Genomic DNA, 15,923 nt, shown 5'->3' on the forward strand with positions numbered 1-15,923 from the left:
CCATGAAAAGTTCTTTTCTGACGATCGACGGGCACGCTTGCGGGATTCGCGTCTCGACGGCTGCGTCGATGCGCGACCGCATGCGCGGGCTGCTCGGTCACAAGCGCCTTGCCACCGACGAAGCGCTGCTGCTCGTGCCTTGCCGCTCGGTCCATACATTCGGCATGGGATTTCCGATCGACGTGCTGTTCATCGACCGGCAGTGGCACGTCGTAGCCATTCATCGGTGCGTACCCCAGGCTCGTATGCTGTTTTGCCTGGGCGCGAAGCGCACGCTCGAGATGTCGGCCGGCATGGCGGACGTGCTGTCGATCAAAACCGGCAGTTGCATTGGGCTCGAGGTTTACGCATGAACGGGTGCAAAGTGCGCCCGGCGCCGCTGCGCATCACGCAGCAGGAAGCGCGTTCGTTGCGCGCGCAACGGGGGCAGGCGATCAGCGAATTCATCGTCATCGCGCCGCTGCTGCTCTTTTTCTGTTTTGCAATGGTGCAGTTCGTACTGCTGTACCAGGCAAAGGCCACGCTCGACGTCGCGACGCTCGAAGCCGTGCGGGCGGGCGCCGTTTCGCATGGTTCGATGGCCGCGATGCAAGACGGCCTCGCTCGAGGCCTCGCCCCTCTCCATGCTCGCCGCGCCGATGGCGACGGCATGCAAGCCGCGCTGCAGCGCGCGAAAATCGATGCGGCCCGGTTCAGTTCGATCACGATCGTGAACCCCACGCGCGAAATGAGCTCGGACTTCGCGCGACCGCGCTTCTACCCGGCGGAGGGCGTGAGCCACGTCGAGATTCCGAACGACACGCTGATGTATCGCAATCCGTCGCCCGGCATGCGCTCGCGCGTCGGCATTCAGGATGCGAACCTGCTCAAGATTCGTGTGCATTACTGCTATGACCTGTATGTGCCGCTCGTCAACAAGGTGCTGTACTACGCCGTCAATGTGATCGGCAACGTTGCGCCGAACGGTCTCTTCGCGCGCGAGCCCGCCGATGCGGAAGGCGACGTTTTCGGCGCGCCACGGCGGCCCGATACGCTCTGTCGAATCCGGCTCGCCGACGGTATCGCGACGAGCCGTTGGCCGCTTGCGCTCGAATCGGAAGCGATCGTGCGCATGCAATCGCCGTTTCGCGCCGAGGCTGCGCACGACACCGATTCGTTGGCGCGGCCGGCGGACGCGGCGGCGCCCGTCCGCATGCGCAGATGATGCGCCAACGCCGTCGCGCACGAAGCGCGCCGCTTCGCACCAGACTCGCAAGCGCTGCGATAACGGCATGCGCATCGCTAGCCATCGCGTCGCAAAGCGCGGCAAGCGCGCGCGCCGAGCCACGCGGCGACACGTCGCGCGTCATCATGATGATTGGCGGCGCTGTCGAAGATCACGCAGATGAACGTATCGTTCGCGCCGGCATTGCTTCCGATGATGTGCACGAAAGCGTATCGCTCGTCCTTCAGTTCGAAACGCCACGACGCGCAACGGGCGTGAAGGATAAGGTCCTGGTGCTGTTCCCGCTCGTCGAGGAAGCCGCGCGTGCGGTCGACCTCGACAGCGCATTGCTGATGGCGATCATCGACGTCGAATCGGCGGGCGATGCGCGCGCGCTGTCCGTGCAAGGCGCGGCAGGGTTGATGCAGCTGATGCCGGCGACGGGCCGGCTATACGGTGCTGCGGACCGATTCGACGCGAGGCAGAATATCGCAGCGGGCGCGCGCTTCCTGCGCGGACTGCTAGCCCGATTTGGCAATCTGGAGCTGGCGCTCGCCGCGTATAACGCCGGCGAGGAAGCCGTGCGCCGCTTTAACGGTCGCATTCCGCCTTACCGCGAAACGCAGCAATACGTGCCGCGCGTGATCGAGCAATACGAGCGCTACCGGCAGGCGGTGCTGGCCCTACGCACGCAATCGGGTCGCGCGGCTTCCGACACGCAGCGCTCGCCGGCACCGCCCGTCGAAACCGCCGACGCCGGCGCCCGCCGCCGCTGATGCTTCAGCAGCCGTGCATCGGACTTCGGCTGGGCCGCCCCAGCATCTGTTCCATCACCGCGTTGAGGCTTTGCACGACGCTCGCGAAAACCGGCAATATCGCGCGCGCTTTCACCGCGTCGCCGCACAGCGCGGACTGCTCCATCCGCGACGCAAGCCGAACGACATTGCCGCAGCGAATCAGCTTCAGCGACCCATTGAGCCGATGCGCAACCTTGCCGAATTCGGTCCATCGCGCGCCGCGCGCCGCATCGTGGAGGGAGGCCAACGCATCGCGGTTCGTATCGATCAGGATACGCATGAACTCGCACGCGATTGCGTCGTCGCCGCAGGCAAGCGTGTCGACTCGCGCTTTCAGCGAACGGCGGTCGCTCGCGATCAGCACGACCGCGCAGCGTCCTTGCGCCGTCGTGCCGCCATTGACGAGCGGCCATGGCAAGCCGTCGGCGAACATGCCGTTCAACTCGGCGACAAGCGTGTCATGCTCGCGGTCCTTCAGGAACGCAAATCGCATGTCGTGGGTATCGGATGAGATGCCCGAACGCGCGAGCGTCGTTCCGATCTGCTGCGGGTCGCACGTCAGCAACGCAAGCCGCACCGCCCGCTGGCCGCTTTCCGCGACTTCACCGCATGCAAACGGTTCGCGGACCGCATCGACGCGCCGCGACTGCGGCACATAGCCGCCGGCCGGAACCGCACGTCTTTCGGCGAGCGGCATACGCTCGCCGCATTCGCGATACCGGTCCATCATTGCTGTGTCGATGCGATGCCGCAGCGCCGGGCAAAATCGACGAGATCGACGAGCGTGTCCACGCCGAGCTTTTGCAGAATGCGTGTCTTGTGGCTGCTAACCGTCTTGTTGCTGATGAACAGCGCCTCGCCGATCAATTTGTTCGACATGCCCTTCGCGAGCATCTGCAAAACAATCAGTTCCTTGTCCGATAGCAGGTCGAGCCTCGCGTGCTCGCTGAACTCTCCGGCCAGCGGTGCAACGATCTTGCCGGACGTCACGGGAAAAACACTGTACCCGGACAGGATCGCCTCCACACCGCGCACGATCTCGCTGATGTCCTGTGTCTTGCTGACGAAACCCTGCGCCCCGGCGCGCACCGCGCGCTGCACGAACGTCGGCGTATCGTGGCCCGACAGGATCATGACGCGGATGTGCGGATGTGCAAGCCGCAGACGCGGAATCACGTCGAGACCGTTGATACGCGGGATATCGAGGTCGAGAATGGCGAGGTCGGGCAAATGCTGGCGCGTCAGTTCAACCGCCTCCTGGCCGTTTCCCGCCTCCACCACGTCTTCGATGTTGGCTACCTGCGTCAGATGCGTTTTGATCACGAGACGCAATGCCGGGTGATCGTCCACGATCATAACCATAGTCATGACTTTGTTCTCCAAATTATCTTTTTATCAATCATCCGATCCGACCAGACCGCGATGACACGCTATCCGTAGACCCGAATGTTTATCACGCGCCATCCGGTGGGCGGTCATAAAGATTCATTGCTACCCGCCCGATGCTTTATGCATCACCTATGTGTCACAAGTGCGGTCGCCCCTTCATTGTTTCCTACGTCTGCGTTGCCGTTTTCACGAAGGTTCGAGGATAAACAGGTTGACGCGCTCAAAGTCCAGGAAATTTCCCGGCGTGTTGTCGGATTCGTCAGGTATTGAAATTTCGCAGAGCATGAGCATGCGCATACGGACGCGCACGGGCAGCGAGCGAGCAATGCGATCGGAAATGCGGTTCGGCTAGCCGCCGCCTCAGCGACGCTAGCGAGCGCAACATAGGGAAAGGGAAAAAACGGGCGGAGCAGTGCGCCAGGATGCGCGACTTACTCGCGTACGGCGCGCGCCGCATTGCGGCCGCGCAGCCACTCGAGCGCGAGCAGCAGACAGGTCGAAAAGACGATCAGGATGGTGGCGAGCGCAGCAATCGTCGGGCTGATGTTCTCGCGAATGCCCGTGAACATCTGGCGCGGCAGCGTCGTCTGGTCGGCGCCCGCGAGAAACAGCGTGACGACGACTTCGTCGAACGACGTCGCGAACGCGAACAGCGCGCCTGAGATCACCCCAGGCGCAATGACTGGCAGCGTGATGCGAAAGAACGTCTGCAGCGGATTCGCTCCTAGCGACAGACTCGCGCGCACGAGGTTGAAATTGAATCCCTGCAAGGTGGCGGCGACCGTCGTCACGACGAACGGCACGCCAAGCGCCGCATGCGCCATGATGAGCCCGGCATACGTGTTCGCGAGCCCGAGCGGTGCGAAGAACAGATACATGCCGACGCCGACCACCACGACGGGCACGATCATCGGCGAGATCAGCACCGCCATCAGCAACGCCTTGCCGCGAAAATTCGCTTTCGTGAGACCGATCGCGGCAAGCGTGCCGAGCACCGTCGCAAGCACGGTTGCCGAAGGCGCGACGATAAAGCTGTTTTTGGCAGCCATCCGCCATTCGTCGGAGGCGATCAGGTTCTGGTACCAGCGCAACGACCAGCCTGGAATCGGATAGACGAGAAACGTGCTCGACGAGAACGACAGCGGCACGATCGCCAGCACCGGCAGCACGAGATACAGCAGCGTGAGCACCGCAAGCACGCGCAACGTGAAGTACCACACGCGCTCGATTAGCGACGTGTGCGGCGCGAACATCGGTTTGGCGAATTTCGTCGTCATCGCGGCAGTTTCCCGTGGGTTTCGAGCCTTCAACCGAGGCTGACTTGCGAGCGCGTGAAACGCCCGTAGATCACATACAGCACGAGCGTCGCGGCCAGCAACAGCGCGCCGAGCGCACAGGCCATGCCCCAGTTGATCGTCACGTTCGTGAAGTACGCGACGTAGTAGCTGACCATCTGGTCGTTCGGACCGCCTAGCAACGCAGGCGTGATGTAGTAGCCGATCGCGAGAATAAACACGAGCAAAGCGCCCGCGCCGACACCAGGGTAGGTTTGCGGCACGTAGACACGCCAGAATGCCGCGAATGGATGACTACCGAGCGAAATGGCCGCGCGCTGGTACGAAGGCGGAATCGACTTCATCACGCTGTAGAGCGGCAGAATCATGAACGGCAGCAGAATGTGCGTCATCGAGATATACACGCCGACGCGATTGAAGAGCAGCGCAAGCGGATCGTGAATCAGTCCGCTACCGATCAGCGCCTTGTTGATCAGGCCTTCGTTCTGCAGAATCACGATCCATGCGGCAACGCGCACGAGTATCGACGTCCAGAACGGAATCAGCACGAGAATCATCACGAGATTCGCGCGGCGCTCCGGCAATGTGGAGATCCAGTATGCGAGCGGATAGCCGAGCAGTAGCGCGCAAAGCGTCACCACGAAGCCGATCACGAACGTGCGCGCGAACACCGCGAGGTAGATCTGCTGATCGGGATCGGTCGGCATGATGTGACCGAACGCATCCTGCCGGTGATCGAGCGATGCGAGCAGGTAGAACGGCGAATACAGGCCACCGTTCTTCGCAATCGCGTGCCAGTATCTGACGTCGCCCCAGCGATCGTCGATTTCGAGAATCTTCGCGCGAATCTGCGCGGCCGGCAGCGCATGGCCCGCGTCGTCGACGAGCGGCATCGCGCGCGCGGTCTTTGCGACGAGCGAACGATAGCCCGGTATTTCGGTGTTGAGCCGACGCGCAAGCGCGCCCATCGCATCGCCGTCGGCGACCACGGTCAGGTCGGCGGCGAGTGCGGCGTAGGCCGCGTCGCCAGGCGGCGACTTCAGATCCCAGTCGCGCAGCGCGGCGCCTGTGCGCGGCAAGGCCGTAGCGATTTCCGGGTTCTGCACGGCGCGCGTCAGCAACGCGCCGATCGGCACGACGAAAATCAGCAGCAGGAAAATCGCAAGCGGCGCGATCAGCAATAGCGCCATCACGCGCTTGCGCGATTCGGCGGCCTTGAGTTCGCGCTTGAGCCTGCCCGCGGATTCAGGCGTCGAATCCGCGGCGATCGTGATTGTCGTCATGCCTTCAGCCCTTGTCTATTCCGTCAACTACTTCGACGCCCACGACGCAAACCGCTGTTCGAGTTCATCGCCGTGGTCCGTCCAGAACGTCAGATTCTGCAGCACCGCGTTCTTGCCGTTGCTCGGCGAATTCGGCAGATTCGCGAGCGTCTTCGCGTCGAGCGATTTGATCGCCGCCTCGTTCACGGGTCCGTAAGCGATGTGCTTTGCGTATTCCTGCTGCGGCTGCGACGAGATTGTGTAGGCGATGTACTGCTCGGCCAGCGCCTTGTTCGGCGTGCCCTTCGGCATCGCCCAATAATCGAGGTCGTAAATGCTGCCGTTCCACACCACCTTCAGATTCTTGCCCTCTTTCTGCGCGGCATCGATGCGGCCGTTATAAGCGGTCGACATCACGACGTCGCCGGCCACGAGAAACTGCGGCGGCTGGGCGCCCGCTTCCCACCACTGGATATTCGGCTTCAGTTCATCGAGCTTCCTGAACGCACGGTCCTGACCTTCTTTCGTCGCGAGCACCTTGTACACGTCTTTGGGTGGGACGCCGTCGGCCATTAGCGCGAACTCGAGGTTGTAGCGCGCGCCTTTGCGCATGCCGCGCTTACCGGGAATTTTCTTTACGTCCCAGAAGTCCGCCCAGCTCGCCGGCGCCGTCTTCAGCTTGTCCGCGTTGTACGCCAGCGCGGTCGACCAGACGAAGATGCCGACGCCGCAAGTTTGCGGCGCTTCGGGAATCAGGTCGGACTTCTTCGCGATCTTCGACCAGTCGAGTTTTTCATAGAGGCCTTCGTCGCAGCCGCGGCCGAGGTCGCCCGATTCGACTTCGACGACATCCCAGTTCACGTGCTTCGCCTCGACCATCGCCTTCACTTTGGCCTGCTCGCCGTTGTATTCGACCGCCGTGACCTTCGCGCCGCTCTTGGCTTCGAACGGCTGGTTGAATGCGGCCTTTTGCGCATCGCCATTTGCGCCGCCGAAATTCACTACCGTCAATTCCGCCGCGCCTGCGTGAGCGGCAACGAATACGGCAACGGATGCCGCGACACCGATCGCAACTGCACTGCGCGCTTGCCCGCTTTTTTTCATGATGACCTCCTCGCTTATTGATGGTCTGCCTGACAGGGTCTTACGTGAATGCGATCAATGGCTTTGCCGCTTGCAGCCGCGTTTGCAGTGCATTTACTGCTGCGTTTTCGGCTGCGTTTGCCGCACCAATGCTTCATGCGAACACATCGTGCGAACACGTCATGCAAATACGCGCAGATGCTCCGGCGCGAATTCGAGCGCTACCGGCGCGCCCGGCGAGAAGCGTTCGATCGCTTCTGTGCCGAGCGGCACCTTGACGAAACATTCGTCCTGTTGCGCCAGCCCACAACGCATCCGCACGTGATCGCCGAAATAAATGAGGCCGCGCGCTTCGCCAGCCAGTGCATTCGGGCCGCGTTGCGAAGCGTTCTGCGCGAGCTTCATGCGTTCGGGACGAATACAGGCGACGCCAGGCGTGCCCGCCTGCGCGCCGCCAATATTGCGCCCCACGAGCCGCGTGCCGTCGACGAGGTGGAATTCGCAGTAGTCGCCGTCGACCTGCGCGATGGTGCCGCGCAAGCGGTTGCTGTCACCGATGAAGTTCGCGACGAACTCGTTGCATGGCGATTCATAGAGACGATCGACCGTGTCGAGTTGTTGCACGATACCTTTGTCGAATACCGCGACGCGGTCCGACATCGTCAACGCCTCGCCCTGGTCGTGCGTCACATAAACGAAGGTCACGCCGAGCTTCTCGTGCAGCGATTTCAGCTCGTACTGCATGTGTTCGCGCAACTGTTTATCGAGCGCGCCGAGCGGCTCGTCCATCAATACGAGCTTCGGTTCGAACACGAGCGCGCGCGCCAGTGCGATGCGCTGCTGCTGACCGCCCGAGAGCTGCGCCGGATAGCGTTTTGCAAAGCTCTCCATGCGCACCATCTTCAATGCGTGATTGACCCGTCCTGCGCGTTCTGCAGGGGAAAGCTTGCGTACGGTCAGCGGATACGCGACGTTCTGCTCGACAGTCAGATGCGGAAACAGCGCGTAGTTCTGGAACACCATGCCGATGTTGCGCTTGTGCGGCGGCACTGTATTGAGCAACGTGCCGTCGAGCCAGATCTCGCCGCCGGTCGGAAATTCGAAGCCCGCGAGCATCATCAGGCAGGTGGTTTTGCCGGAACCGGATGGGCCGAGCAGTGTGAGGAACTCACCCTGGTAGATATCCAGATCGAGTTGCTTGACGACGAGCGTTTCGCCGTCATACGTCTTGCGCACGCCTCGAAAACTGACGATCACGTCTTCGGTTTTCATGTGGGCTGTCTCCTTGGCGCAGCGCCGCCTGGTTGTCCGTAGTGTCTGCGGCTCCGGTCCTCCCGATGAGTCTAATCCCGGCTGTGGCTCCTTCGCCAGCGGGGGATTGCATCGATTGCGCGATCCAATATAGCCGGTTACGGTTCCACTTTATGGAACCATTTCATTATTCCGGATAGAACCACTTGGACACGGTCATCCTGTCGGATTGGCTCGCGGTGCGGCTGGCTACGCGCCGCGAGCGCGGCGACGCCGAACCCGCATATCGACAGCTGCTGCGGTTGCTTCAGCAAGCCATCCTGACGAGTCAGCTGCCGCCCGGCACGAAGCTGCCGAGTTCGCGCACGCTCGCGTCCGATCTCGGTATCGCGCGCAACACGGTGCTGCACGTCTATGACCAGCTGACCGCCGAAGGGTATGTGCTATCGACTACCGGCAGCGGCACCTACGTTGCGGATACACGGCCGGACTGCCGGGCGGTCAAGGTGCACAAGGCGGCCGCGGCCGGCGCTTCGGTCGCCGATGCGGCACGGCCGACCGATTTTGTGGAATCCGAAGCACGCGACGGCGCAGACGCGGCGCAACGCACATCCGACATGGCCCATCCGTCGCGGCCCACGGGCACGCGCGAGCTATCCGCACGCGGGGGCCGGCTGATCCGCGAGGCCGGCGTCTCGCCGAAACAATGGGGCGCCTTCATGCCCGGCGTACCCGACGTGTCGGAGTTTCCCGCCCGCACATGGAGCCGCTTGCAGGCGAAACTGTGGAAGCAGACCCACCCTGACCTTCTGACGTATGCGCCCGGCAGCGGCTATCGTCCGCTACGTCGCGCGCTTTCCGACTATCTGCGCGTTGCGCGTTCGGTGAACTGCACGCCGGACCAGATCATCATCACGACCGGCATTCATCAGTCGATAGACCTCGCGGTGCGGCTGCTCACCGATGTCGGCGACCGGGCTTGGGTCGAAGATCCGTGCTACTGGGGTGTGCGCAGCGTGCTGCAATCATCCGGGCTCACACTTGCGCCGGTGCCGGTCGACGACGAAGGGCTGAACCCGCGCGAATCCGATTTGCGCGCGCCGCCGAAACTCGCTCTCGTGACGCCATCGCATCAATATCCGCTCGGCATGGTGATGAGTCTCGCGCGACGCCGCACGCTGCTCGAATATGCGAAGCAGCACGGCGTATGGATTATCGAAGACGACTACGACAGCGAGTTCCGCTACGGCAGCCGGCCGCTCGCTTCGCTGCAGGGCCTCGACGAGGCGGGCCGCGTGATCTATGTCGGCAGTCTCGGCAAGATGCTGTTCCCAGGGCTGCGGATCGGCTACATGATCGCGCCCGAAGATCTCGTCGATACGTTCAGGACGGGCGTGGCCGAACTGTACCGCGAGGGGCAATTGATGCAGCAGGCCGTGCTGACCGAATTTATTATGGATGGCTATCTGACGTCGCATGTGCGCCGCATGCGTGCGCTGTACGGCGAGCGGCGTCAGATGCTGATCGACGCCATCACCGCGCGTTTCGGGAACTCGCTGCCGGTCATGGGCGACGAGGCCGGTTTGCACTTCGTGCTCGGCTTGCCGCATCAGGCGAACGATCGCGCCGTGGCGGCGGCGGCGCACGACGCCGGCGTGATCGTGCGGCCGCTTGCCGCGTATTACAGCGGCGAAGCGGCGGCGCAGCGCGGGCTGCTGCTCGGCTACGCGTGCGTGCCGAACGAAAAAATCGGGCCTGCATTCGCAAGCCTTGCGCAGATCATCGAGCAGACTTCATTGCAGGCGCGGCGAGCATCGCCGCATGCGGCATAAGGGCGGCACGGCATAAGCGCCACACGGCGCGGCGTGCAGGCGCGCGTATTGAAATCGACGTTGTTCTTCAAGTGCGCGGCGGTAGGGCACTTATTTCAGCCCGAAATCCACGCGTGTCGTCGGACCTTTATCCTTGATGCCGCTCGCGTCGAGCTTCGGCGCGACGATAAACACGCGGCCACTGTCGATCTTGCCGTCGAAGTATTGCTGCACTGCCTGCGCGCGCCGTTGTGCGAGATTGCGCAAGCTCGCCTCGTCGATCGGCGCATGTTCGGCAAGCGCGTTCTTCATGTCTTCGTCGGGCAGCGTCTTGGTCATGCCGATGAAATTGGACGGCTTCTTGAAGTCGGCATCCTTATATGCCTTCGTCAGGTACTTCTGGTATTCCTTCGAGTCAACGGTTACGTTCGACGTATCGACGCTCTCGCCGTTGCCGACTACATCCTTGAGCTTCTGCTGCTTGACGAGGCGGTCGACGTAACGCGTGCGCAGTGCCGGTTCGTCGACGGCCGGATCGACCCGGCCGATCAGGTCGATGCGCACCGACGGCTTATCCGCTAGTGCTTTCGCGATCGTATCGAGCTTCTGATCGGCCTCGTCGGAGAGCTTTGCGGAACCCGCGGCGAATTGCACATAGCCGTAGTCTTCGCTGTTGCCGCCGCCGAACGCGTGCGCCAGCAGAGAGAACGGCGCGGTCACGGCCCTTTGCAGCAGGTTCAGCACGGCGCGCCAGATCAACCCGCCGATGCTGAACTCCGGATTGTCGAGCGACCCGGACACCGGAATGTCGACGTCGATCTCGCCGCGCGAGTTTTTCAGCAGCGCAATCGCGAGCTTCACGGGCAGCTTCGTCGCGGTGTCGTTTTCGACGTGATCGCCGAAAGTCAGCTGATCGATGAACAGGTGGTTGTTCGCGCTCAGCTGATTGTTCTCGAGCTTGTAGTGCAGGTCGACGTTGAGCTTGCCCTTCGTGATCGGATAGCCCGCGTATTTCGCCGAGTACGGCGTGAGATTCGTCAGCTCGATGTCGTGCGCGGTCGCGGTCAGGTCGAGCGCGGGCTTCGCGATCAGCGGATTGACCGTGCCGCGAATCGACAGCGGTCCGTTCGCGGCAAGCTTCGCGGCGATATCGACGGGCGCCGGCGTCGTCGATTGCGTGCCGAATGCGCCGACCGTGCCGTGAATCGCCACGAGGTTGGCCGTGTAGTTCGGCTTGACGAAGTTGTCGGTATACGTGACGCGGCCGTTTTGCAGCACCAGCTGGCCGAAGCGCATTTTCACCGGCGCGCTGTTCGAGGCGCTTTGTGCGGGGTGCGCGTTCTGTGGCTGGCTGGCTCCGGCGGCCGTCGTTTGCGGCGCCGAAGCAGCCGGCGGTGCGGCGGCCGTCGCCGCGCTTGCCGTTTGCCCCGTCGCAGGTGTGCTCGCGGCGGCGGTCGCCGGCGCGGCGGCATGCGCGTCGCTTCCCGCGGCTTCGGCCGCCGCGGGCGGCGTCAACGGAATCGGCTCCTTGCCATCCTTCTTGTCGTCGTGCGTGAGCGAGCGCGATCCACCGTCGCCGGGCTTCGCGACGATGTCGCTCAGGTTCAGCTTGCCCTGCGCATCGAGCAGCACGCGGCCATAGAAATCGGAGAACGTCACGCGCGACGCATCGACGTCGGTGCCGCGCGCGTCGTAGTCGGCCTTCAGATTCGTCAGCGCGAGCGAACGCCAGCCCGCGAACGGACCGGACGTCACCTTGTCGAGCATGCGTACATCGACGAGCGCCGCGTCGCCGCGATATGACGCCTTCAACCCGCCGCCCGATCTGCCGTGACTGGCCGGCTCGTCGGCGAATGCAACGTCGCCTTTGGCGTTGAGCAGCGCACTGGCGACCGTCGCGTTGAGCCTGCTGCCGAAGTACGGCTCGAACGCAGCCGCATCGAGCCGGTTGGCGTCGAGCTTCAGTGCGAGCTTCAGCGGCGACGCGGTCACGTCGCCGCGCACGCCGAGCGTGCCCTTCCGGTTGACTGTCGCCTGCAGGTCGATCGGCAGCGGCCGCGTCAGGTCGTCGCTGATCTGCTGCACCTGCAACTGCAGCGGTGTGAACGCGACCTTGACCGGGCGCGCGGTGGTGTTGTCGGTGAAGGTTGCCGAGCTGTCTTTCAGATTCAGCGCGGCGATCGTGTAATGCCACGCGGGGCCGGCTTCCTGCGCCTTTTTCACCGCGTGGATCGCGGTGCGTTCCTGCGCTTGCTGATGTGGCGGGCCCGCGAGCGACAGCAGATCGATCTTGCCGTCCTTCTCGCGCATCGCGTCGATCGACAGACCGGTCGCCTCGATGCTGTCGATGTCGGCCTTGCGCGCGCCGACATCGACGGCTTTCAATGCCACGTGCCCTTTCGCGAGCGCGACCGCCGGTTGTTTCACGCCGGGCGCGGCCAGCTTCAGCGATTGCAGATCGAGCGTGCTCGCTCCCACTTTCAGGGCGAGCGGCGACTGCGCCCAGTTTGCGCTGAGCGAGACGCTCGCGCTCAGCGCTCCATCGAGCACCTGCGCGGCGGTGGCCGTGTCGAGGTACGGCTGCAGCGGCGGCAGGGACAGCGACTTCAGATCGAGCTTGACGTCGGCGGTCTTCGCGACCATGCCGAAGGTGCCGGACGCGTTCAGCGTGCCGGAGCTGTTCTTCGACGTCAGCCCGAGCGTATAGCGCGCCGGTGCCTTCGCGATCGACGAGAAGTCCGTGAGCGACATGCCGACGTTCGTCAGCGTCGTCGTGACAGGGCGCGATGCGGCGGCGTCGGCGACCTGGATGGTGCCGTCGCTGAGCGTGAAGCGTTTGATCGCGAGATCGAGCGGCGGCGCGGCGGCGGGTGCGGCCGGCGCCGCAGGTGCGCTGGCGGCGGCCACGGGGGCCGATGCCAATGCCGATGCGGCGGCATCGGGCGCGCTTGCCGCGGCGCTTGCTGCAGTGCCTGCTGTGTTGCTTGCCGCGGCACTCGCCGGAGCGCTTGCGGCCGCATGCGTCGCCGGCTGCGCGGCAAACATCCGCTGCACGCTCAGCACGCCATCCTTATCGCGCGCCAGATGCGCGGTCGGCGCGTCGATGCGGATGTCGTTGAAGTGATAGACGCTCTTGAGCGGCTCGAGCAGACCGGCGTCGACATGCACCGCGCGCGCCGCGAAGAACGGCGCCTTTTGTGCATCGACCACATCGACGTCCGCGAGGTCGCTCGTGCCCGTCACACGCAGTGTCGGCGTATCGCCCGACATGACGAAATTGAGCGTTAGATCGCTCGACAGCTTGCCCGCCTGCACCGTCACCGGCAGCCTGGTGGGCGCGTACGACAGCAGGCGCGGCACATCGAGCCCTTCGAATCGCAGCGACACTTCGGATTCGCGCGACGCCGCGAACGGCTTGGTCTTGCCGTCGATCGCCAGCGGACTGCCGTCGATCCGCATGCGCAACAGCGGCTTGACGAAGATGTCGGTCTTCGACGGCAGCGTCGCGATAAACGGCACGCCGAGCTTCCACTGATCGATGACGTGCTTCTCATTGAGCATCCGGTCATCGAATGTGATCTGTCCATTTTCGAGGCGGATGTTCGCCACCGAGAACAACGTCGGCTTGCTGTCGGGCTTCGCGGGCTGCTTTGAAAACTTGTCGATCAGATCGCTGAAATTGAAGCGGTTCGCGTCATAGCGAACGATATGGAATCGCGGCGAATCGATTTGCACTTCGTTGACGATCGGCGCTGCGCGAAACAGCGACATCCATGAGGGTCGCACGATCAGCCGTTCGATATCGACAAAGTCGCCTGCGCCGCCGCGTTCGCCGATATGAATGCGGTCGGCTTCGAGATTCAGCGTGTAGGGATTGAGCGCGATGCGGCCGATCGTGGCAGGACGGTCGAGTTGTTCGGACAGCTGTTGCGCGGCGATATGGCGGATCAGCGGCGGCGCGGCGAAGAAGCCGAGCAGCCCGAACAGCACGATGAAGATCAGTAGACCAATGACGACACGGCGAGTGCGCCGCGCGTGTGCAACGTTGCGTACGGCCTGGAGGGAGGATGAGAGCGTTGCTTTATTGAGGCTTGCCATTCTCGGTCGCGGATCGTGCGGCGGCAAGCCCGCCGCAGTGACGGAAGTCAGCGTTGCCGGAAGTATAAGTCTTGAGCCGCGGCGGCAGAGTAAATGTAAGAACGTTGTTACGCATTGCCCGCGAGCCGCCACGGCATGGACGGGCGCGCCGCTATTGCCGCACGATCGGCGGCGGCTGCCACGTGCCGTCGCTCGCCTGCGGTTTTGGCGCATAAAGTCGCATGACGAGCTGGAAGCCTCCGCGCGGCGTGGGCAGCCAGTTCGCGCCCTTGCGCCGCGCCGACGAAACCGTCACGTCGACCGAACCGTCGCGATTGCGACGCAAACCACGGCGATCGCCGACCGAGACGTGCGCGGTATCGCTGTCGTCGAGCGAACCTTCCTTCGTGTACGCGGTGATGGACCAGAAGCCGCGCACCGGCGGCCACTGGCCAGGTGCGAAATGGATGACGTAGCGATTCGCGCCATTGAGCAGGTGCCCATCGCTGTCGACGGTCGCGATGGCGCGCACCTCGTCGTCTTTCGTGCCGATCCCGGGTTGCGCATAGGCGACGTATGCGCGCAGTCCGTAATCGGGCCCATAGTTGCCGACGCCGTCGCCGAACCAGCTCCAGCCATTCGCGGTCAGCACGTTGGACGGTGCGGTCTGCACTCGCGCGCGGCCGTCGGCGAGCCCCGCGGCGAGTGCGCTGTCCGCGCCGGTCGGAAACTGTACGGGCTCGTCGGGCTTCACGCCGAAGTCGGCGAGGATGCTCAGCGCATGCGCGTCGGGCGGCGATGGCGGGTTGTCAGGCAGCGCTTGCGCGACGCGATCGAAGAAGGCTTTTGGATCGAGCGCCGCGACCTGCGCGTCGGGAGTGCCCGTGACCGGCATATCGCCGGCCGGGTAGCTGCGCGGCGTATCGGCCGGTTCGGCGGCGCCGGCGTAGACGTCGAGCGGCGCGACGCGCATCTCGCGCTGCAGCTTGCGGATCGCGGCAAGGTCGCGCCCGCCGTTCGACTGCACGCGAATGTTGAGCCATACATAACGCGTCGGCACCTCGACACGCTTCATGCCCTTCGGCAGATCGCCATTCCACCCTTGCGGCACGAACGCGACGGTCTGCGCCTTGATGCCGGTGACGCGCGCGCCGGTTTGCTCGGCCGTTGTAGACCACAGCACGTTGGTCCACATGTCGAGCGCACGCGCATCGACATAGCGGTTGCGCGAGTTGGGCAGCGACACGACGACCGGCTGCCCGGACACGTCGAGCCACGCGGACGAATCGATCGTGTCGACGCTCGGCGTCGGCCGGTTCGCCGCCCCGACCGGCGGCAGCGCCTGCGCGTGGCGCAGCGTGTTGAGCGGCGCCTGGCCCGGCCCGGTGCCGACCGCCGCGTCGCGCGCGACGCCCATCAGCACGAGCGGATAAGCAAACACGTATGAGTCCGCGACTTCGTCCTGAGTCCAGCCGGTCGGCTTCGGCTTCGAAATCGGCGAGGAACTGCAAGCGGCCAGCAAGACGGCGGCTATCAGCGAGACGCAAATGGCATAGCGGGAATAAAAAGGTAAAGGCGGGAGCACATGCGGCGGCGCATTGAGCCGCGAATTCAGCGAATCGGGTTCTTGGCGATTTTTTGTCATTCGACGAACAGGCGTCCGTAAGGTTACGTCGGTCAGGACGTGCGGGTCGCCGGGTCCGGCCCGCCGCGCGCCCGCCGCGTCTTCCTGATTCTGTGGATTATGTAGACGC

Annotated in this window: 12 protein-coding genes; 4 read left to right on the forward strand and 8 right to left on the reverse strand. The window is 63.8% G+C overall.

Annotated elements, in window-relative coordinates:
* Positions 1-2: 2 nt before the first annotated feature.
* The 3 genes from QYH69_RS14590 to QYH69_RS14600 all read left to right on the forward strand — a co-directional run bounded on the left by QYH69_RS14590 (position 3) and on the right by QYH69_RS14600 (position 1,980).
* Positions 3-353, forward strand: a complete 351-nt coding sequence (locus tag QYH69_RS14590) for a DUF192 domain-containing protein (RefSeq protein WP_075159151.1) — start codon at positions 3-5, stop codon at positions 351-353.
* Positions 350-1,204 carry a pilus assembly protein gene (locus tag QYH69_RS14595; RefSeq protein ID WP_308832578.1) on the forward strand — a complete coding sequence of 285 codons (855 nt, stop codon included), beginning with the start codon at positions 350-352 and terminating at the stop codon, positions 1,202-1,204. Before QYH69_RS14590 ends, QYH69_RS14595 begins: the two co-directional genes overlap by 4 nt.
* A 275-nt stretch (positions 1,205-1,479) precedes the next feature.
* Positions 1,480-1,980, forward strand: a complete 501-nt coding sequence (locus QYH69_RS14600; protein WP_308832579.1) for a lytic transglycosylase domain-containing protein — start codon at positions 1,480-1,482, stop codon at positions 1,978-1,980.
* 4 nt (positions 1,981-1,984) lie between these two features.
* Here QYH69_RS14600 and QYH69_RS14605 read toward each other — a convergent pair whose 3' ends face one another.
* The 6 genes from QYH69_RS14605 to QYH69_RS14630 form a co-directional block, all read right to left on the reverse strand.
* A complete protein-coding gene (locus QYH69_RS14605; protein WP_308832580.1) occupies positions 1,985-2,731 on the reverse strand; it encodes an Hpt domain-containing protein in 747 nt (248 codons plus the stop codon).
* Positions 2,728-3,369, reverse strand: a complete 642-nt coding sequence (locus QYH69_RS14610; protein WP_308832581.1) for a response regulator transcription factor — start codon at positions 3,367-3,369, stop codon at positions 2,728-2,730. The genes QYH69_RS14605 and QYH69_RS14610 overlap by 4 nt, the downstream gene beginning before the upstream one ends.
* Positions 3,370-3,821: 452 nt before the next feature.
* A complete protein-coding gene (locus tag QYH69_RS14615) occupies positions 3,822-4,667 on the reverse strand; it encodes an ABC transporter permease (protein WP_308832582.1) in 846 nt (281 codons plus the stop codon).
* Between the two features lie 29 nt (positions 4,668-4,696).
* Positions 4,697-5,959 (reverse strand): ABC transporter permease, encoded by a 1,263-nt coding sequence (locus QYH69_RS14620; protein WP_374992421.1) that lies wholly within the window; start codon positions 5,957-5,959, stop codon positions 4,697-4,699.
* A gap of 36 nt (positions 5,960-5,995) precedes the next feature.
* The gene (locus QYH69_RS14625; RefSeq protein WP_308832584.1) at positions 5,996-7,051 is read right to left on the reverse strand and encodes an ABC transporter substrate-binding protein; all 1,056 of its coding nucleotides are present in this window, start codon (positions 7,049-7,051) and stop codon (positions 5,996-5,998) included.
* 159 nt (positions 7,052-7,210) lie between these two features.
* Positions 7,211-8,302, reverse strand: coding sequence for an ABC transporter ATP-binding protein (locus tag QYH69_RS14630; protein WP_308832585.1), 1,092 nt, complete (start codon positions 8,300-8,302; stop codon positions 7,211-7,213).
* 185 nt (positions 8,303-8,487) lie between these two features.
* On the opposite strand from QYH69_RS14630, the gene QYH69_RS14635 reads away from it, so the two are divergent.
* Positions 8,488-10,113 carry a PLP-dependent aminotransferase family protein gene (locus QYH69_RS14635; protein ID WP_308832586.1) on the forward strand — a complete coding sequence of 542 codons (1,626 nt, stop codon included), beginning with the start codon at positions 8,488-8,490 and terminating at the stop codon, positions 10,111-10,113.
* 90 nt (positions 10,114-10,203) lie between these two features.
* On the opposite strand, the gene QYH69_RS14640 is transcribed toward QYH69_RS14635, so the two are convergent.
* Together QYH69_RS14640 and QYH69_RS14645 are read right to left on the reverse strand one after the other, a co-directional pair.
* Complete coding sequence (locus tag QYH69_RS14640; RefSeq protein ID WP_308832587.1) at positions 10,204-14,190, reverse strand: DUF748 domain-containing protein; 3,987 nt, start codon at positions 14,188-14,190, stop codon at positions 10,204-10,206.
* Between the two features lie 151 nt (positions 14,191-14,341).
* Positions 14,342-15,814, reverse strand: a complete 1,473-nt coding sequence (locus tag QYH69_RS14645) for a DUF1254 domain-containing protein (protein ID WP_308832588.1) — start codon at positions 15,812-15,814, stop codon at positions 14,342-14,344.
* Between the last annotated feature and the right edge of the window lie 109 nt (positions 15,815-15,923).

This window comes from Paraburkholderia sp. SARCC-3016 (genome assembly GCF_031119615.1).
GTDB lineage: Bacteria > Pseudomonadota > Gammaproteobacteria > Burkholderiales > Burkholderiaceae > Paraburkholderia.

Coding starts and splice junctions, on each gene's coding strand:
- QYH69_RS14590 (WP_075159151.1), top strand. CDS start 3: ATGAAAAGTTCTTTTCTGACGATCGACGGGCACGCTTGCGGGATTCGC.
- QYH69_RS14640 (WP_308832587.1), bottom strand. CDS start 14,190: ATGGCAAGCCTCAATAAAGCAACGCTCTCATCCTCCCTCCAGGCCGTA.
- QYH69_RS14610 (WP_308832581.1), bottom strand. CDS start 3,369: ATGACTATGGTTATGATCGTGGACGATCACCCGGCATTGCGTCTCGTG.
- QYH69_RS14595 (WP_308832578.1), top strand. CDS start 350: ATGAACGGGTGCAAAGTGCGCCCGGCGCCGCTGCGCATCACGCAGCAG.
- QYH69_RS14605 (WP_308832580.1), bottom strand. CDS start 2,731: ATGATGGACCGGTATCGCGAATGCGGCGAGCGTATGCCGCTCGCCGAA.
- QYH69_RS14645 (WP_308832588.1), bottom strand. CDS start 15,814: ATGACAAAAAATCGCCAAGAACCCGATTCGCTGAATTCGCGGCTCAAT.
- QYH69_RS14615 (WP_308832582.1), bottom strand. CDS start 4,667: ATGACGACGAAATTCGCCAAACCGATGTTCGCGCCGCACACGTCGCTA.
- QYH69_RS14630 (WP_308832585.1), bottom strand. CDS start 8,302: ATGAAAACCGAAGACGTGATCGTCAGTTTTCGAGGCGTGCGCAAGACG.
- QYH69_RS14625 (WP_308832584.1), bottom strand. CDS start 7,051: ATGAAAAAAAGCGGGCAAGCGCGCAGTGCAGTTGCGATCGGTGTCGCG.